This is a genomic window from Pseudomonas sp. PWP3-1b2, assembly GCF_049896045.1.
GTDB classification, from domain to species: Bacteria; Pseudomonadota; Gammaproteobacteria; order Pseudomonadales; family Pseudomonadaceae; genus Aquipseudomonas; species Aquipseudomonas antarctica_B.
Window position 1 is genome coordinate 29,647 of the sequence record NZ_JAFCTN010000027.1, and the last position, 19,262, is coordinate 48,908.

Here is a 19,262-nt window from a genome sequence, read left to right on the forward strand (position 1 = left end):
CTGGTCACACCTCGTCTTATTCAAGGAACCTGTATGCAGTTGGACCCCACCAGCGGTTGGTGCCAGGGCATCTCTCATTGCCCTTCGCCCAACTTCAACGAGCGCCCCGCAGGCGAAATCTCTCTGTTGGTGGTGCACAACATCAGCCTGCCCCCGGCGCAGTTCGCCACGGGCAAGGTGCAGGAATTTTTCCAGAATCGCCTGGATGTCACGGAGCATCCATACTTTGAAGGGATCGCTGCCCTACGGGTGTCTGCGCATTTTCTGATTGAGCGCGACGGTAAGGTCACGCAGTTTGTGTCGTGCCTGGACCGCGCCTGGCATGCCGGCGTTTCCAGTTTTGAGGGCCGTGAAGTCTGCAATGATTTTTCCCTGGGCATTGAGCTGGAAGGCACAGACGAGTTGCCTTTTACCGATGCCCAATATGCGTCACTGATCGACCTGACGCGGCAACTGCTGGCGGCCTACCCGGGCATTACCCGCCAGCGCATTTGTGGTCACAGTGACATCGCTCCGGGGCGCAAGACCGACCCGGGCCCGGCTTTTGATTGGACGCGCTTTCGCAGCGCTTTGCAGGATGGAGGACACGCACGATGAGTTTCCTGGTGTTGGTGCTGGCAGTGTGGATCGAGAAATTCTCGGCCTTGCGCCAGCGGTTGCAGCGCGACGGCGGTTGGTTGCGCGAACTGGCCAAGATGGAATCAAGCCCGCGTATGAGCCAACAACCCTGGCTGATTCTTGTGGTGTTGGTGCTGTTGCCGGTAGCGTTGCTGGCCTTGCTGCTGTTGGTGCTGGAACCGGTGGCTTATGGCCTGTTGGCGCTGCCGGTGCACTTGCTGGTGGTGATTTACAGCCTGGGGCGAGGCGACCTGCTGGCCGGGCTCGGGCCGTTTCGTGATGCGTGGCGGCGCGGTGATTTGCAAGCCGCCGAACATGTGGCCGAGCGCGACCTGAATATTTCCGCCGACAGCGGCGAGCAATTGCTGGAACGCGTTCAGGGCCATCTGCTATGGCAGGCGTATCAAAGCTTTTTCGCGGTTATTTTCTGGTATTTCCTGCTCGGCCCGGTGGCGGCCCTGGCTTATCGCCTGCTGGCACTGGCCAGTGAACACAGCCAGAACCCGCTGGTGGCTGAGCGCGCCGGGCAACTGCGCCACGCATTCGACTGGTTGCCGGTTCGCCTGCTGGCGGCGAGTTTTGCCTTGGTCGGCAACTTTGTTGCCGTAGGCCGGGTGATGCTGCATGAGCTGCTGAGCTGGGACATCACTGCCGCACAGCTGGTGGAAAAAGTTGGCTTGGTGGCCGCTGAAATTCCACCGCCGGTGGTGGGCGCTGACGGCGTCAACAGCCTGGATCGCCTGTGGGAACTGCTGCTGCGCGCGGCGGTGCTGTGGTATGCCGGCTTTGCTATCTGGACCGTATTGCCCTAACTCACAAAGCGGACGCGGGCGGGTGTGGGAGCTGGCGATGCAGGTGACAGGCCCGTTACCACTTGAACACTTCGCAGGCATTGCGGGTGCTCGTCTCGGCGAGCAGGGAAGGGCTGATGCGCATGTGAGCCGCCAGTGCCATGCAGATGTCCGGCAGGTGTTGCGGGCTGTTGCGCTGGCCGGGGTGCATGGCGGGCGCCATGTCCGGTGAGTCGGTTTCCAGCACCACGGCCTCAAGCGGCAACCTGGCGAGCACTTTGTGCATGCGCAGTGCCTGGGGCCAGGTGGCCGCGCCGCCCAGGCCCAGTTTGAAGCCGAGCCGGATGTACTCGCGGGCCTCCTCGAAGCTGCCCGCGAAGGCGTGGATGATGCCGCCGCGTGGCAATCGAATACGCTTGAGCGTGGCGATCACCGCCGCGTGGCTGCGCCGCACGTGCAGCAGGGCCGGCAGTTGGAAGTCCACCGCCAGTTTCAGTTGCGCTTCAAACAGGTGTTGCTGGCGTTCGCGGTCCAGGTGTTCGAGGAAGTAATCCAGGCCAATCTCGCCGACCGCGCAGAGTTGCCGCTGACCGTGCAGGCGCGTCAGCCATTCGCCCAGCTCGGTCAGGTCGGCAGGGCGATGCTCATCGAGGTAGACCGGGTGCAGGCCGAAGGCGGCGAATAATCCTTCATCCTGCTGCACCAGGTCCCACAGCCGTTGCCAATTCTGCTGATACACCCCCAACACGACCATGCGCGACACCCCGAGTTGGCGGCTGCTGGCGAGAACGTCCCGGCGGTCGTTATCGAAGTCCGGGAAGTCCAGGTGGGTGTGGGTGTCGATCAGCTCCACGTTACGCCTCGTGAATGCGCCGCTTGAAGGTTCGGCCAATCGCGTGCACGCCGGGTTGGTAGTGTTCTTCCTCAATGGCCGCCAGCGCCAGGCGCAGGGCAGTGTCGGCGATCAGTTGATGTTGCTGGGCCATGGCGTTGACGGGCAGCGGCAGAAAGTCCAGCAACTGGGTATCACCGAATGTGCCCAGGCGCAGCGGGCGTGACTTCAGCGGGAAGTCATGCAGTGCGTCAAACACGCCTTGCAGCAGCACGTAGGAGGTAGTCACCAACGCGTCAGGCAAATGCCCAAGTTGCTGAAGAAGTTGTTCCATCAGCTGTCGGCCGCAATCACGGCTGAAGGCTTCGCCGTGTTCGACGATCACGTCACCGGCGAACCCTTGCAGCGCTTCGTGGAACCCGGCAGCACGCTCCTGGCTTATGCTCAGCTCGGGCCGCGCACCGATCAGCACGATCTGTTTGGGCTCCGGCGCCAACAGGCTGTCGGTCAGTTGCTGGCAGGCTTGGCGGTCGTCGCTGACCACTGAGCAGAACTGGCCCGGCTCCATCACCCGGTCGATGGCAATCACCGGCAAGCCCTTGTCTTGCAGCTCGCGGTAACTGTCATCGCTGGCCGGCAGGCAGCTGGCGACGAACAGCGCATCGCAGCGCCGGGCGCGGAACAGTTTGAGCAATTGGCGCTCGCTGTCGGCCTCGTCATCGGAGCTGGCGATCAGTAACTGATAACCTCGCGCCCGCGCACCTTGCTCCAACAGCTTGGCGATGCGTGCGTAACTGGGGTTTTCCAGGTCCGGCAGGATGAAACCCAAGGTGCGCGTATGCCGACTGCGCAGCCCGGCCGCCTGGGGGTTGGGGGTAAAACCATGGGCCTCGACCACTGCACGCACCCGCTCGACGGTCGCGCTACTGATGCGTTGCTGTTCGGCCTTGCCATTGATGACATAGCTGGCGGTGGTAACGGACACACCGGCCAGACGTGCAATATCACTGAGTTTCAAACCGGGATTTCCTTGTTTTTTAGAGCTTGCCCCGACACTTTGTCCAATCGTAACCGATTACTGCAGATGACCCATGCTTGAGCTCAAGTGCCGAGTGGCCCTTCTAGCTTGCGCAATTAACGCGTAACCTGCCATAAATTCTAGATTAAACGTTTCAGCAGGCGTATTTTTAAGATGTTCGTCTCCGAGTGGCCACTGCCAATTGACCACTCGGTCAGATACTTTTGAACACCTTTGCGCTGATTTATTCAAAACAATACCTAGTGCGCCCATCGCACTAACTAGGAGAACGGCATGCTTGAGCTCACTGTAGAGCAGATTTCCATGGGCCAGGTGGCTGTGGATAAATCTGCTGCCTTGCACCTGCTCGCTGACACACTGGTGGCCGATGGTTTGGTTGCCGAGGGTTATCTCAGTGGCTTGCAGGCCCGTGAAGCCCAGGGCTCGACCTTTCTTGGCCAAGGCATCGCCATTCCCCATGGCACGCCTGAAACCCGCGATCAGGTATTTTCCACCGGCGTGCGCCTGCTGCAGTTCCCCGAAGGGGTGGACTGGGGCGACGGCCAGATCGTCTACCTGGCGATTGGTATTGCGGCCAAATCCGATGAACACCTGCGTTTACTGCAACTGCTGACCCGCGCCCTCGGTGAAACCGATTTGGGCCAGGCACTGCGCCGTGCCGGTTCCGCCGAAGCCTTGCTGAAACTGCTGCAAGGCGCGCCGCAGGAGCTGGCGCTGGATGCGCAGATGATCGGCCTCGGCGTGTCTGCCGACGATTTTGAAGAGCTGGTTTGGCGAGGTGCGCGCCTGCTGCGTCAGGCAGATTGTGTGAGCAATGGTTTCGCCGCCGTGTTGCAGCAAGTCGACGCGCTGCCTCTGGGGGACGGCCTGTGGTGGTTGCACAGTGAACAGACGGTCAAGCGCCCTGGCCTGGCATTCGTGACGCCGGACAAACCGATGCGTTACCTCGGCCAGCCGCTTAATGGCCTGTTCTGCCTGGCCAGCCTGGGGGAAGCCCATCAGACATTACTGGAGCGCCTGTGCGCCTTGCTGATTGAAGGGCGCGGCCAGGAATTGGGGCGTGCCACCAGCAGCCGCGCGGTATTGGAAGTGCTTGGCGGCGAATTGCCTGCGGACTGGCCAAGCGCGCGCATTACCCTGGCCAACGCCCATGGCCTGCATGCGCGCCCGGCAAAGATCCTCGCGCAATTGGCAAAAAGTTTTGACGGCGACATTCGCCTGCGCATCGTCGACGGCCCAGTGGGTGCCGTGTCGGTGAAAAGCCTGAGCAAGTTGCTGAGCCTGGGCGCACGTCGCGGCCAGGTGCTCGAATTTGTTGCCGAGCCGACGATAGCCGGCGATGCGCTGCCTGCGTTGCTCGCGGCCGTCGAAGCAGGCTTGGGTGAAGACGTTGAGCCGCTGCCGACCGTCAGCGCCCAACCCGCAGCGCTGGATATCGAGCCCGTGGTCAGCGCCCCGGCGGCTGGCAGTCAGATTCAGGCGATTGCCGCCGCGCCCGGCATCGCCATCGGCCCGGCGCATATCCAGGTTCAACAGGTGTTCGACTACCCCGTGCGCGGCGAGTCATCGGCCGCCGAGCGTCAACGTCTGCAGACGGCGTTGGCCGATGTGCGCCGTGACATTCAGGGCCTGATCGAGCGCAGCACGTCCAAAGCCATCCGCGAGATTTTCATCACGCACCAGGAAATGCTCGACGACCCGGAACTCACCGACGAAGTCGACATTCGCCTCAAGCAAGGCGAAAGCGCCGAAGCCGCGTGGATGAGCGTCATCGAGGCGGCCGCCAAACAACAAGAGTCGTTGCAGGACGCCTTGCTTGCCGAGCGCGCCGCCGACCTGCGTGACATTGGCCGCCGTGTGCTGGCGCAGCTCTGCGGCGTCGAAACCGCCCAAGAGCCGAGCGAACCTTACATTTTGGTGATGGACGAAGTTGGCCCCTCCGACGTCGCGCGACTCGACCCGGCGCGCGTCGCCGGCATCCTCACCGCCCGAGGCGGCGCCACGGCCCACAGCGCCATCGTCGCCCGAGCCCTCGGCATTCCGGCGCTGGTCGGCGCGGGCGCAGCGGTTTTGCTGCTGGCATCCGGCACGTCGTTGCTCCTCGACGGCCAGCGCGGCCGCCTGCATGTGTCGCCCGACGCGGCCACCCTGCAACGCGCCACCGTTGAGCGCGACACCCGCGAACAACGCCTGCAAGCCGCCTCGGCCCAGCGCCATGAACCCGCGCTGACCCGCGACGGCCACGCCGTGGAAGTGTTTGCCAACATTGGCGAAAGCGCAGGCGTGGCAAGTGCGGTGGAGCAGGGCGCCGAAGGTATCGGCCTGCTGCGTACCGAACTGATTTTCATGGCCCACCCGCAAGCGCCGGATGAAGCCACTCAGGAAGCCGAATACCGCCGCGTGCTTGACGGCCTCGACGGTCGCCCGCTGGTGGTGCGCACGCTGGATGTGGGCGGCGATAAACCGCTGCCTTACTGGCCGATTGCGCAGGAAGAAAACCCCTTCCTTGGCGTACGCGGTATTCGCCTCACCTTGCAGCGCCCACAGATCATGGAAGCGCAATTGCGCGCACTGCTGCGCTCGGCGGACAACCGCCCGCTGCGCATCATGTTTCCCATGGTCGGCAGCGTCGATGAATGGCGCGCAGCGCGGGATATGACCGAGCGCCTGCGCCTGGAAATCCCGGTGGCCGACTTGCAGTTGGGGATCATGATCGAAGTGCCGTCCGCCGCATTGCTGGCGCCGGTACTCGCCAGGGAAGTCGACTTTTTCAGCGTCGGCACCAACGACCTGACCCAGTACACCCTGGCCATCGACCGTGGCCACCCGACGCTGTCGGCCCAGGCCGATGGCCTGCACCCGGCGGTGTTGCAACTGATCGACATCACCGTGCGCGCCGCCCATGCCCATGGCAAATGGGTGGGCGTGTGCGGCGAGCTGGCGGCAGACCCGCTGGCGGTGCCGGTGCTGATCGGCCTGGGTGTGGATGAGTTAAGCGTGTCGGCCCGCAGCATTCCTGAAGTGAAGGCGCGGGTGCGTGAATTCAGTCTGAGCGAGGCCCAGGGCCTGGCGCAAAAAGCACTCGCGGTGGGTTCGCCCGCCGAAGTGCGTGCCTTAGTGGAGGCCGTGTAAATGGCGCACATTCTATGCCTGACGCTGAACCCGGCGTTGGACCTGACAGTACGCCTGGAGCGTCTGGAACCGGGTGAAGTCAACCGCAGCGAAACAGTGCTGACCCATGCCGCCGGCAAGGGTGTGAATGTGGCCCAAGTGTTGGCGGACCTGGGTCATGACGTGAGCGTGGGCGGTTTTCTCGGTGCGGCCAACCCCCAGGCGTTCGATGCGCTGATCGCCAGCCGTGGGTTCGGCGATTCGTTCATACGTGTACCGGGCGAAACCCGCAGCAATATCAAGATTGCCGAACAGGACGGCCGGGTCACCGACATCAATGCGCCGGGGCCGCTGGTGAGCGAGCAGGCACAGCAAAAGCTGATCAAGCTGCTTGCGGTGATCGGCCCTGAATTTGATGCGGTAGTGGTTGCCGGCAGCTTGCCGCGCGGCGTCAGCCCGCAGTGGTTTCAAGGGTTGCTGGAGCAGTTGAAAAGCCTCGGTTTGAAAATCGCCCTCGACACCAGTGGCGAAGCGCTGCGTGCCGGTTTGCAGGCCGGCCCGTGGATGGTCAAACCCAATACCGAAGAGCTGGCCGACGCCCTGGGTAATGCCCCTGATGCGGTCAGCCAGTTGCACCGGCAAGGTGTGGAACATGTAGTGGTCTCCGATGGCGCCGCGGGGGTGAGCTGGTACAGCCCGGGCACGGCGCTGCATGCCACGCCGCCCAAGGTTGTGGTTGCCAGCACCGTCGGCGCGGGCGACTCACTGCTGGCCGGCATGCTCCACGGCTTGCTCAGTGGCGATACGCCCGAGCACACCTTGCGCCGTGCCACGGCAATCGCCGCGATGGCGGTCACCCAGATCGGTTTCGGTATCAGCGATGACGCGCAGTTGGCGCATCTCGAAAGCGGCGTCCATGTGCGCGCGCTGACAGAACAATAAGAGGGTTTGTGATGAAGTTAGCCATTGTTACCGCCTGCCCGAACGGCATGGTCACCAGTGTGCTGTGCGCCCGCTTGCTGGACGCCGCCGCGCAACGTCAGGGCTGGAGCACCAGCGTTGAAGTCGTCGATGTGCAGCGCCCGGAACGCCAGTTGTCCCAGGCCACACTCGACGACGCCGAATGGGTGTTGCTGGTCAGCAGCACGCCGGTTGAAATGCAGCGCTTTGTCGGCAAACGCGTGTTCCAGAGCACACCGGCCCAGGCGCTGGCGGATGTTGAGGCGGTGCTGCGTCGCGGTGCCCAAGAGGCTCAGGTGTATGTCGCCAGCGAAGCCCCGGCGGTTGCGAAGAATGCCCCGCGTATCGTTGCCATTACTGCGTGCCCAACAGGTGTGGCGCACACCTTCATGGCCGCCGAAGCCTTGCAGCAGACCGCCAAACGCCTGGGCTACGACTTGCAGGTCGAGACCCAGGGTTCGGTGGGCGCACGCACGCCGTTGAGTCCCCAGGCCATTGCCGATGCCGACGTGGTGTTGTTGGCCGCCGATATCGAAGTCGCCACCGAGCGTTTCGCCGGCAAGAAGATCTACCGGTGTGGCACCGGCATTGCGCTGAAGCAATCCGAAGCAACGCTCAACAAGGCCCTGGCCGAAGGCGCGGTGGAAAGCGCCGGCAGCGGCGCGGTGGCGAAGAAGGAAAAAACCGGCGTCTACAAACACCTGCTCACCGGCGTGTCGTTCATGTTGCCGATGGTGGTGGCGGGCGGTTTGTTGATCGCCTTGTCGTTTGTGTTCGGCATCCACGCCTTTGAAGAAAAGGGCACCCTGGCAGCAGCACTCAAGACGGTCGGCGATCAGGCATTCATGCTGATGGTGCCTCTGCTTGCGGGCTACATCGCGTATTCGATTGCCGACCGGCCTGGCATCGCGCCCGGCATGATCGGCGGCTTGCTCGCGGGTACGTTGGGCGCGGGTTTCATCGGCGGCATTTTTGCCGGTTTCCTCGCCGGTTACTGCGTCAAGCTGATCACCCGCGCGGTGAAGTTGCCGCAAAGCCTGGAGGCGCTCAAGCCGATTTTGATCATCCCGCTGCTGGCGAGTTTGTTCACTGGCCTGGCGATGATCTACCTGGTCGGCCCGCCAGTGGCGCGGTTGCTCACCGGTCTGACGGATTTTCTCAGCACCATGGGCACCACCAATGCGGTGCTGCTGGGGATCTTGCTGGGCGGCATGATGTGCGTGGATTTGGGTGGGCCGATCAACAAGGCGGCGTACGCGTTTTCCGTCGGTTTGCTGGCGGCGTCCAGCGGTGCGCCGATGGCGGCGACCATGGCTGCCGGGATGGTGCCGCCAATCGGCATGGGCATCGCCACGTTCCTGGCCCGACGCAAGTTTGCCCAGACCGAACGCGAAGCCGGCAAGGCCGCAATGATTCTCGGCCTGTGCTTTATCTCTGAAGGCGCTATCCCGTTTGCCGCCAAAGACCCGCTGCGCGTGATCCCGGCCAGCATCGCCGGTGGCGCATTGACCGGTGCACTGTCGATGTACTTTGGCTGCAAACTCGCGGCGCCCCACGGTGGGTTGTTCGTGCTGATCATCCCAAATGCGATGAACCATGCGCTGCTGTATTTGCTGGCGATTGTGGCCGGTAGCCTGTTAACCGGTTTGGTGTACGCGCTGATCAAGCGTCCGGAAGCACTCGAATTGGCAGTCACGCCCGCCCAGGCCTGACATTCAAAATGTGGGAGCTGGCTTGCCTGCGATGCAGTCACCTCGGTGTATCAGTTACACCTTGTTGATGCCATCGCAGGCAAGCCAGCTCCCACATGAGGTCCGTGTCACATGGGCTTCATCCGCCCGTGTTTAAGTTTCCCTTTTGACGCTCAAGAGGGAACCTGCATGAGCCACTTCGATCTCGGCCGTCGCCGTGTGATCCAGGCCGTCGGCGCCGGTCTGTTGCTGCCCGGCCTGGCGCCAGCGGTGATTGCTTCGGTGAAGGACCGCCCGCAACTCACCGATGGCGTGCAGTCCGGCGACCTGCTCGGCGACCGCGCGATGATCTGGAGCCGCAGCGACCGCCCCGCGCGCATGGTGGTGGAGTGGGACACCCGAAGTGTGTTCAGCAACCCGCGCAAGTTCATCTCACCGCTCGCCGACAACCGCACCGACTTTACCGCCCGCGTCGAACTCACCGGGCTGCCCGCCGACCAGGCGATTTTCTACCGCGTGCACTTCGAAGACGCCCAGACCGGCGTCGCCAGCGAGCCGTGGTTCGGCCACCTGCGCAGCGTGCCGCAGCAACGCCGAGACATTCGTTTTGTGTGGAGCGGCGACACCGTGGGCCAGGGCTTCGGCATCAACCCGGACATCGGCGGCATGCGCATCTACGAAGCGATGCGTCTTCGCCTGCCGGACTTCTTTATCCACAGCGGCGACACCATTTACGCCGACGGGCCGGTGCCCGCGCAGCTTACCGTCGAGGATGGGCGCATCTGGCGCAACATCACCACCCAGGCCAAGAGCAAAGTGGCCGAAACGCTCGATGAATATCGCGGTAATTATCGCTACAACTTGCTCGATGAAAATGTGCGCCGCTTTAACGCTGAAGTGCCGCAGATTTGGCAGTGGGACGACCACGAAGTGGTCAACAACTGGTCGCCGAGCAAGCAGCTTGATGAGCGTTACCAGACCAAAGACATCAACATATTGGTCGGCCGCGCGCGGCAGGCCTGGCTGGAATATTCACCGATGCGACGGCAGGCCGCCGACAGTGGCGGGCGGATTTATCGCAAGCTCAGTTATGGCCCGTTACTGGATGTATTCGTGTTGGACATGCGCAGCTATCGCGGGCCTAACGATGACAATCTGGGCGGCGAAAAACCCTTCATGGGCCGTGAGCAGCTGGACTGGCTCAAGCGCGAACTCAAGGCCTCCCAGGCCCAGTGGAAGGTGGTCGCTGCCGACATGCCAATCGGCCTTGGCGTGCCTGACGGCGAAGTGAGCCCGGGCGTGCCGCGTTGGGAGGCGATCGCCAATGGTGAGCCTGGCCCGGCGCAGGGGCGCGAGCTTGAAATTGCCGAATTGCTGGGCTTTTTGCGCGCCCAGAACGTGCGCAACCACGTGTGGCTGACGGCGGATGTGCATTATTGCGCGGCGCACCACTATCACCCGGACCGTGCGGCGTTTCAGGATTTTGAGCCGTTTTGGGAGTTTGTGGCGGGGCCGTTGAATGCGGGGAGTTTTGGGCCGAATCCGTTGGATAAGACGTTTGGGCCGCAGGTGGTTTTTCAAAAGGCGCCCGAGGTGCAGAACAGCTCACCGTTTGCCGGGTTTCAGTTTTTTGGCGAGGTGCAGATTGATGGGCAGACGGCGGAGCTGACAGTGGTCTTGCGCGATCTGGATGGGGTGTCAGTGTTCGAGCAAAAACTGCAGCCCGCCTGACCTGGAATGCAATCAAAACTGTGGGAGCTGGCTTGCCTGCGATGGCGGCTAATCAGACAACACTATGTTGAATGTTAGTCAGTCATCGCAGGCAAGCCAGCTCCCACAGTTGATCCTCGGTGTTCGTTAGGGGTCAGTACACATCCCGACGATAGCGGCCTTGCTCGATCAAACGCTCCACCGCTTCGCTGCCGAGGATGTCGTGCAGCGCCTTGTCCACGCCTGTCGCCATCCCTTGCAGACTCCCGCAAACATAAATCGCCGCGCCGTCCGCCAGCCATTTACGCAGTACATCGGCGGACTCCCGCAGGCGGTCCTGCACGTAGATTTTCTCTGCCTGATCCCGGGAAAACGCCAGGTCCAGCAGGGCCAGGTCGCCACTGGCCAGCCAACCTTGCAGCTCGTCCTGGCACAGGTAGTCGTGGGCGATAGTGCGCTCGCCGAACAACAGCCAATTGCGCTGCTGGCCCTCAGCAATGCGCGCTTTGAGCAAGCTGCGCAGCCCTGCGAGGCCGGTGCCGTTGCCGAGCAGAATCAACTGCACCGGCGCTTGCGGCAGGTGGAAGCCGCTGTTGCGGCGCAGGCGCAGGCTGATGCCGGAGCCGAGGGCCGCGTGTTCTGTCAGCCAGCCCGAGCCAAGGCCCAGGCTGCCGTCGGGGTGGCGCTCCTGGCGCACGATCAGTTCCAGCACGCCTTCGCTGGCAATCGAGGCGATGGAGTATTCGCGCATGCCTACCGGCACCAGTGCATTCACCAGCGCCTGGGCGTGCAAGCCGACCAGGTGCGTGCGGTTGTCCGGCAATTGGCGGGTAGCCAGGGCCTGGTTCAGGGTGTGCGGCAGGTCGTCGACAGACACGCCCTCACTGCCATCCAGGCCAAGGCCGGCAAGGAAATGCTCGATTGCAGCGGGGCAGTTACGCGGCAGCACTTCCACCAGATCGCCCGCCAGCCAGCTGTGCGGCGAGGGCGGTGTTAGGCCGAGCAGATAGACGCTTGCACCGACGCTGCCTCGGTTGAGCAGGGTGCGCTGGCTCAGGGTCCAGTTTTCGTATTGGGCGGTTTGCCAGGCGGCAGCCGGTGCCTGACCGGTGAGTTGGCCGAGTTGCTGTTGCCAGGTGTGCAAGGCTTCGGCGTCGCCGCTGTCGACTTCCACCGGAGCGAACAGCGCGTTGGCGCCTTGATCGGTCAGCCAGAAATGCAGGCGCCGGGCGAAGCCGCAGAAGTGTACGTACTGGCGATCACCCAGGGCCAATACCGAGTAGTTCAGGCCCTTGAGTGACAGGTCTTTGCCCAGCACGCTGCGTTCAAAACCACGGGCGCTGTCTGGGGCTTCGCCGTCGCCGAACGTACTGACCACGAACAGCGCGTTTTCCGACTGGCTCAGGTCATTCTGGCTGACGCTGCCCAGGGGCTGCACCTTCACTGGCAGCCCGGCGGCCTGCAGTTGCCCGGCAGTCTGCCACGCCAGTTGTTCGGCGAAACCGCTCTGGCTGGCGAAGCCGATCAGCCACGCGGGCGCATGGCTGCTGTTGGCGCCGAGGCTTTGGCGCGCATCGCGCACCTGGCGTTTTTTGCGGCGACGGTCCAGGTACAACAGCCAGCCGGTGATAAAGAACAGCGGCATCATCAACGAGCTGACGGTGAGGATGATCCGGCCCGGCAGGCCGAAGTAACTGCCGGTGTGCAGGGCGTAAATACTGGTGAGCAGTTGGGACTTGAAGGTCTTGCTGGCATACCGATCCTGGGAGTTGACCTCGCCGGTGACCGGGTCGAGGTTGATCTGGTTCAGCGCGCGGTCATGGGGCGAGGACTTGAGCAGGTAGTAGACGATGGCCGGCTGCCCGGCGACGGCCGGCATTCGGATGTTGTAAGCACTCAGTTCGGGACCGGCGTTGCTGTAGATGCTGCTCCAGATAGCATCGTAGTTGGCCACCGGCGCCGGGCCTTCGGGTGCGGGGCCACGTTTACGCGCGCGCTCGTTTTGCGGGGCGTCAGACATCAGTTTGTTCAGGCCCTGGCTGTACCAGTCGTAAGACCAGTAGAGGCCGGTCAGTGCCGAGAACAGGTAAAACAACAGGCACCAGGTGCCGAACACCGAGTGCAGATCCCAGTTGAAGCTGCGGCCTTTTTTGCGCCAGTCCAGCGTCAGCCAGGCGCGCCAGCTCGCCACCTGGCGCGGCCAGCGCAGGTACAGGCCGCTCAGGCAGAAAAACACCAGGATCAGTGTGCAAGCGCCGGTGATGTTGCGCCCGACATCGCCCATCACCAGGAAGCGGTGAAACTGCAGGATAAAGCCGAAGATGTCCTGGCCGACGGCGTCGCCCAGGTAGTCGCCGGTGTAGGGATCGAAATAGCGCATCTGGCCACGACGTTCGCCGGGCGGGGCGGTGAAGAATACGCGCGCAGCGTTGCCGCTCTCGCTTTCCACCCAGAGCATGGACACGGTCTTGCCTTCGGTGGCCTCCAGCTTGCGCACCAGTTCGGCCGGCGGCAGCACGCCGGCTTCGCGTTTGTGCACGCTCAGTACGGTGGGGTTGAGCGCCCGCAGGATTTCATCCTGGAACGAGACCGTAGCCCCGGTGATCCCCATCAACGCCAGCACCAGCCCGGCAGTAATGCCGAAGAACCAGTGCAACTGGAACAGGGTTTTCTTCAACACGTCGGACCGCCTCGCTCAGCTGGATAAATACGTCACGGCGCGCATTATGCCGTGGGTTAACGAGAAATATTCTGTTCTGCACGCAAAAGCCCCGCGCAACCGATGCGTGGGGCTTTTGGAGGAACGTTGACCGCGTTTAGAAGTGGAAACTGGTGGTCAACAGCGCCGTACGACCGGCCGCCTGGTTGGCGAAGTGGGTTGAGAAGGCCTTGTCGTAATACACCTTGTCCGTGAGGTTCTGCACGTTCAGTTGCAGGTCGACGTTTTTGGTCAGTTTGTAGCTGGCCATGGCGTCGTAGCGAGTGTAGGACGGCACGTAAACGGTGTTGCCGGCATCGCCGTACACCTCGTCGACGTAGAACGCGCCGCCGCCGATGGTCAGTTTTGGCGTGATGTCATACGTGGTCCACAGGCTGAAGGTGTTCTTCGGCGTGTTGGGCATTTGGTTGCCTTTGTTGGAACCGGCACTGACGACGCCGTTGCGACCATTGCGACCGGATTTGACCAGTTCGCTGTCCAGGTAGCTGTACCCGGCGAACACTTGCCATTGCTCGGTCAGCTTGCCGCTGGCCGAAAGCTCCAGGCCGTCGACTTGGGATTCACCGGCGTTTTCATAGGTCAGGGCGTCGACCAGAATGCGCGTGTTTTTCTTCTCGGTGCGAAACACCGCAGCGGTCAGCGACAGGCGATCATGGAACAGGTCCCACTTGGTGCCGAGTTCGTAGTTGACCGTTTCTTCCGGCTGCAAGTCGCTGGTGGCGGCGCCTGCGGACAGCGGGTTGCCGTCGGACCCTTCACCGACCAGGCCGCCGGCTGGCGTTGCCGAGGTCGCGTAGGAGGCGTAGATGCTGCCGTTATCCAAAGGCTTCCAGACCAGGCCCGCCTGCCAGTTGAAGAACTGGCTGTCGTCTTTGATCTTGCTGCGCCCGGTGGCGGCATTGCTGTTGGCTTCGGTATCGAAGGTGTCGTAACGCAAGCCAAGGTTCAGCAGCCATTTCGGGTCGAGTTCGATGGTGTCGAACACGTAAGCGCCACGGCTGGTCGCTTTGGTGTTGGTGCCGTTGTAGTTGCGCGCGACGCTGCCGGACCAGGCGTCGTCCGGCGTCGGGTTGCTCAACGACGTGCACTGGCCGCCCAGGCTGCCTTTGGCCACGGTGCAGACCGGGTTTGCATTCGGGCTGACGGTGTAGCCGCTGACGCGGGTTTCTTCGCCGGTGAATTCCAGGCCGGTGGAGTACGAGTGCTTCATGCCCGCCAGCTGGAAATTGCCGAACAGGTCGGTCTGGTTGGTGGTCGTGGTGGTGGTGGACACGCGGGTGTTGGCGCGGCGCCATACCGTGCCGAACTTGTTCACGTTGAATTTGCTGTCATCCGGCTGGGTGAGCACGTAATCCTGCCCCGTGCTGCCATGGCGCAGGGTGTTTTTCAGGGTCATGCTGTCGTTCAGGTCGTGCTCGATAGAGAACGTGCTGATGTCGGCGCGGGTCTTGCGGAAATCGCGGTCTTTTAGGCCGTAGAAGTTGTTGCTGTCACCGCCGTCGTTGGGCTTGTCGTGCACGTGGGCGGTGGCCGTCGGCGAGCCGTAGCCATATGGAACCCCCGAATCCGGCAGGTCGTTACTTTCCACGTGGTAGTAGCTGAGGTTGACGCGGGTCGGCGTGCCGAGGCCGAAGGTCAGCGAGGGCGCCACGCCCCAACGGTCGTAGTCGATGACATCGCGGCCGGCCACGTTTTGCTCGTGGCTCATCAAGTTCAGGCGGAACGCGGCACTGTCGTCGAGGAACTGGCGGTTGACGTCAAGCACGTAGCGGCGGGTCTGGTCGGAACCGTAGGTGAAGCCACCGTTGGTGAAGTCCCGCGCTTGTGGCGTCTTGCTCACCAGGTTGATGCTGCCGCCAGCCGAGCCGCGACCGCCAAAGGAGGAGTTCGGGCCTTTGCTGACTTCGATCGATTCGACATCGAAGATCTCGCGGCTCTGGCCGCCGGTGTCGCGTACGCCGTCCAGGTAGGTGTCGCCCTGGGCGTCAAAACCCCGAATGAACGGGCGGTCGCCTTGAGGGTTGCCGCCTTCACCGGCGCCAAAGGTAATGCCCGGCAAGGTGCGCAAGGCATCCTGCAACGAGGTGGCGGCGGTGTCTTTCAACACTTGCTGAGGCACAACGGTGACCGAGCGCGGGGTGTCCACCAGCGGGGCGGTGTACTTTTGTGAGGACGCTTTTTCCACCTGATAGGCGGTGTTGTCCTGGGCCTCGCCGGTGATGCTGGTGGCGCCGAGGGCGATGCTGTTGCGCTGGCCGTTCTGTTCGGTGTCTTCGGCCGCTTGCGCCAATTGGGCTGCAGAGCTGGCACTGAGGGCAACGCCGATGGCCGAAGCCAGCATGCGTGGTGAACTGGCAGGTGCTTTTTGTATGGTGCGCGACATGAATTGGCCTTTCCCCAAGGAGGTGAGGCCGCGGAATATAGGGTGAACAAGAGTTTCTATCAATTGCGATACATTGCTATTCGTGAGGAATTTACATTCTTTACAATTTTGCCTTACGGTTTTTACGAAGTCGTTCGTCTCTGGTGTTTTACAGCTCGGATAAGAATCAATACCATTGGCACCTCTCGGATTTCAGGTACTGCCCCATGCTGTTGCACATTCCCGGCCTGTTCTCTCGTGAGGAAGTGCAGCGCATTCGCCATGCCCTGGAAAACACTGAGTGGGCCGACGGCAAAATCACCGCCGGGCACCAGTCCGCTAAAGCCAAACACAACCTGCAATTGCCCGAAGGCCACCCGTTGGCCAAGGAAATCGGCGCGGCGATGCTGGAACGGTTGTGGAAAAACCCGCTGTTTATGTCAGCGGCGTTACCGCATAAGGTCTTCCCGCCGCTGCTGAACTGCTACACCGCAGGTGGCAGTTTCGACTTTCATATCGACAACGCCGTGCGCCAGGCCCGAGGCAGCCACGAGCGGGTGCGCACTGACTTGTCGTCCACCTTGTTTTTCAGCGACCCGCAGGAATACGACGGCGGCGAACTGGAGATCCAGGACACGTTCGGCCTGCAACGCGTCAAGCTGCCGGCCGGCGACATGGTGCTGTACCCCGGCTCCAGCCTGCACAAAGTCAATGCCGTCACCCGCGGCGCGCGCTACGCCTCATTCTTTTGGACCCAAAGCCTGGTGCGTGAAGACAGCCAGCGCACCTTGCTGTTCGAGATGGACGGCGCCATTCAGCAACTGACCCGCGATGTGCCTGATCACCCGGCATTGATCCAGCTGACCGGCACTTACCACAACCTGCTGCGCCGCTGGGTTGAGGTCTGAGATGGGTTTTCTATTGCGCCGCAAAGAAGTGCTCAACGTCGAGCAACTGCAATCGATGCTGGATGACTCCCCGGTGCGCGCCGCCCAGGCGATCCTGATGGCGGCGAAGGAGGGCGTGGTCGATGCCCAGGCCCTGCTCGGGCAAATCCTGCTGGAAGGGCGCGGCATCGCGCGTGATGAAGCGCTGGCGCTGCGCTGGTTTCAGATCGCGGCGCGGGGCGGGCACTTGATGGCGCGCAACATGACTGGCCGTTGCCTGGAACATGGTTGGGGCTGTGTCGCCGATGAAACGGCGGCTGCGCGGGAGTATCGCCTTGCGGCAGAAGCCGGGCTTGATTGGGGGCAGTACAACTACGCCAACCTGCTGGCCACCGGCCGAGGTGTTTTGGAAAACCAGTCGCAAGCGCTCGCCTTTTATCGCCACGCGGCGGAGCAGGGTCACGCCAAATCGATGAATCTGGTGGGGCGTTATCTGGAAGACGGGCAGGTTTGCCCACAGGATCTGCAAGCGGCGGTGGAGTGGTATCGCCGCTCGGCCGAAGGCGGGGATTTTCGTGGGCAGTTCAGTTATGCCGCGGTGCTGGCGGACAGAGGCCAGATTGATATCGCGCTGGAGTGGCTGCGTAAGGCGTTGGTGGGCGGGAACCTCAAGTTTTTACGCACGGCGCACAAGGCGCTGGCTAGCGCCAGTGACCCACAGGTTCGCGCGATGGCCGATGCCTTTAGATCGCGCGCCGCGACCTTTTCCTGATTCATAAAAAAACCCATGACACGTCATGGGTTTTTTTGTGTGCAGCGTTCTTACACGTAGTAAGACTTCAGCGGCGGAAAGCCATTGAATTCAACCGCGCTGTAGCTCGTGGTGTAAGCACCGGTCGACAACCAGTACATGCGGTCGCCAATCGCCAGGTTCAGCGGCAGGCCGTATTTGTAGTTCTCGTACATGATGTCGGCGCTGTCGCAGGTTGGGCCGGCGATCACCACTTCTTCCATTTCGCCTTTCTTCTCGGTCCAGATCGGGAACTTGATGGCTTCGTCCATGGTTTCGATCAGGCCGGAGAATTTGCCCACATCCGTGTACACCCAACGCTCGACGGCGGTACGGGATTTACGCGCGACCAATACCACTTCACTGACCAGGATACCGGCGTTGGCGATCAACGAACGGCCCGGTTCCAGGATGATTTCCGGCAGGTCGTCGCCGAAATCTTCCTTGAGGAAGCGGATGATTTCTTCGGCGTAGGTTTCCAGGCTGTTGGTGCGGGTGATGTAGTTTGCCGGGAAGCCGCCGCCCATGTTGATCAGCTTCAGTTCAATGCCGTCTTCTTGCTTGAGGCGCTCGAAGATCACTTTGACCTTGGCGATCGCGGCGTCCCACACGCTGATGTCGCGCTGTTGCGAACCCACGTGGAAGGAGATGCCGTACGGCACCAGGCCCAGGTCGCGGGCGAGGATCAGCAGGTCCATGGCCATGTCGGTCTGGCAGCCGAATTTGCGCGACAACGGCCAGTCAGCGGTGGTCGAGCCTTCGGTGAGGATACGCACATAGACTTTCGAGCCCGGCGCGGCCTTGGCGATGTTGCGCAGGTCGGCTTCGGAGTCGGTGGAGAACAGACGCACGCCTTTCTCAAAGAAGTAGCGGATGTCCTTGGATTTCTTGATGGTGTTGCCGTAGCTGATACGGTCGGCGCTGACGCCGCGGTCCATGACCTTGTCCAGCTCGTAGATCGAGGCGATGTCGAAGCTCGAACCCTTGTCTTTCAACAGGTCGATGATCTCGACGGCAGGGTTGGCCTTGACCGCGTAATAGACTTTGGCGAATTCGAAACCGGCGCGCAGGTCATCGTAGGCCTGGCTGATCATCGCGGTATCGATCACCACGAACGGGGTTTCTTGCTTGTCGGCGAACGCCTTCATTTTGTCAAAGGTGGCGCGCGCGAAATAATCTTCGACGTTGATCGACATGCTGGGAACTCCTAAGGGCAAACTAGATTGATCAATGGGTGCAAATGAACGTCCTCCGTATCCCCACTTTGGTTCGCCTACTTCCCAAGGCATGTCGCCGAAAGCAAAAAGGCCATGGGAATAACCGCTTCCCTTGGCCTTGCTGTCTCGTCGTCAGTACTTGAGCCGGATGGATCGTTTCCAGCATGGACGTTCGGCGCGAACTGTAGGGCTTGATGGGCGTGGGATCAACTAAAAATGTCGCGTTTTTGCACGCGTTCGTCGTGAGGTCGCGGCTTAAGCACGTTTTAACCGACCGTCATGACAGTCAGATGTTCCGCCACATGGCCTGGACGCTTGCAGATGGATTTCAGCCATGGCTCGGATGACGGCGATGTTGATCGTTACTCATTTGAGTAATAGCGGGTGAGGAATTCATTCGAAAGAGATATAAGAAACAGCGCCGAACTGTAACTTATGACAGTAGTCGACATGACGCTGAAGTTGAATAATTAGATTGCACATTTCCGAGGCCGATTCAGGCACCTTTGAAGTATTAATCTATTGACTCCGTTTT

13 protein-coding genes are annotated in these 19,262 nt (G+C 61.8%); 8 read left to right on the top strand and 5 right to left on the bottom strand.

The annotated features are described in order from the left end of the window. Positions 1-33 precede the first annotated feature (33 nt). Together ampD and ampE are read left to right on the top strand one after the other, a co-directional pair. The gene (gene ampD, locus ACP7A2_RS17870; RefSeq protein WP_426135284.1) at positions 34-597 is read left to right on the top strand and encodes a 1,6-anhydro-N-acetylmuramyl-L-alanine amidase AmpD; all 564 of its coding nucleotides are present in this window, start codon (positions 34-36) and stop codon (positions 595-597) included. After that, positions 594-1,430, top strand: coding sequence for a regulatory signaling modulator protein AmpE (gene ampE / locus ACP7A2_RS17875; protein WP_426135285.1), 837 nt, complete (start codon positions 594-596; stop codon positions 1,428-1,430). Before ampD ends, ampE begins: the two co-directional genes overlap by 4 nt. A gap of 55 nt (positions 1,431-1,485) precedes the next feature. On the opposite strand, the gene ACP7A2_RS17880 is transcribed toward ampE, so the two are convergent. Then, entirely contained in the window at positions 1,486-2,262 is a 777-nt protein-coding gene (locus tag ACP7A2_RS17880; protein WP_348055516.1) for a TatD family hydrolase, read from the bottom strand. A gap of 1 nt (position 2,263) precedes the next feature. Next, entirely contained in the window at positions 2,264-3,259 is a 996-nt protein-coding gene (gene cra / locus ACP7A2_RS17885; protein WP_426135286.1) for a catabolite repressor/activator, read from the bottom strand. Positions 3,260-3,553: 294 nt separating this feature from the next. Between cra and ptsP the strand changes: the two genes are divergently transcribed. The 4 genes from ptsP (at position 3,554) to ACP7A2_RS17905 (ending at position 10,773) form a co-directional block, all read left to right on the top strand. Then, positions 3,554-6,412 carry a phosphoenolpyruvate--protein phosphotransferase gene (ptsP, locus tag ACP7A2_RS17890; protein ID WP_426135287.1) on the top strand — a complete coding sequence of 953 codons (2,859 nt, stop codon included), beginning with the start codon at positions 3,554-3,556 and terminating at the stop codon, positions 6,410-6,412. Next, a complete protein-coding gene (gene pfkB, locus ACP7A2_RS17895) occupies positions 6,413-7,333 on the top strand; it encodes a 1-phosphofructokinase (protein ID WP_426135288.1) in 921 nt (306 codons plus the stop codon). Between the two features lie 11 nt (positions 7,334-7,344). Then, the gene (locus tag ACP7A2_RS17900; RefSeq protein ID WP_375066201.1) at positions 7,345-9,063 is read left to right on the top strand and encodes a PTS fructose-like transporter subunit IIB; all 1,719 of its coding nucleotides are present in this window, start codon (positions 7,345-7,347) and stop codon (positions 9,061-9,063) included. 168 nt (positions 9,064-9,231) lie between these two features. Continuing rightward, complete coding sequence (locus tag ACP7A2_RS17905; protein ID WP_426135289.1) at positions 9,232-10,773, top strand: alkaline phosphatase D family protein; 1,542 nt, start codon at positions 9,232-9,234, stop codon at positions 10,771-10,773. A gap of 133 nt (positions 10,774-10,906) precedes the next feature. On the opposite strand, the gene ACP7A2_RS17910 is transcribed toward ACP7A2_RS17905, so the two are convergent. Then, positions 10,907-13,432, bottom strand: a complete 2,526-nt coding sequence (locus ACP7A2_RS17910; RefSeq protein WP_426135290.1) for a PepSY domain-containing protein — start codon at positions 13,430-13,432, stop codon at positions 10,907-10,909. Between the two features lie 136 nt (positions 13,433-13,568). After that, the gene (locus ACP7A2_RS17915) at positions 13,569-15,854 is read right to left on the bottom strand and encodes a TonB-dependent receptor (RefSeq protein ID WP_426135291.1); all 2,286 of its coding nucleotides are present in this window, start codon (positions 15,852-15,854) and stop codon (positions 13,569-13,571) included. 206 nt (positions 15,855-16,060) lie between these two features. Here ACP7A2_RS17915 and ACP7A2_RS17920 point away from each other — a divergent pair, with 206 nt between their 5' ends. Beyond that, the gene (locus ACP7A2_RS17920) at positions 16,061-16,741 is read left to right on the top strand and encodes a Fe2+-dependent dioxygenase (protein ID WP_426135292.1); all 681 of its coding nucleotides are present in this window, start codon (positions 16,061-16,063) and stop codon (positions 16,739-16,741) included. Between the two features lies 1 nt (position 16,742). Continuing rightward, positions 16,743-17,492 carry a tetratricopeptide repeat protein gene (locus tag ACP7A2_RS17925; RefSeq protein WP_426135293.1) on the top strand — a complete coding sequence of 250 codons (750 nt, stop codon included), beginning with the start codon at positions 16,743-16,745 and terminating at the stop codon, positions 17,490-17,492. A gap of 50 nt (positions 17,493-17,542) precedes the next feature. On the opposite strand, the gene ACP7A2_RS17930 is transcribed toward ACP7A2_RS17925, so the two are convergent. Continuing rightward, positions 17,543-18,706 (bottom strand): type III PLP-dependent enzyme, encoded by a 1,164-nt coding sequence (locus tag ACP7A2_RS17930; protein ID WP_426135294.1) that lies wholly within the window; start codon positions 18,704-18,706, stop codon positions 17,543-17,545. Between the last annotated feature and the right edge of the window lie 556 nt (positions 18,707-19,262).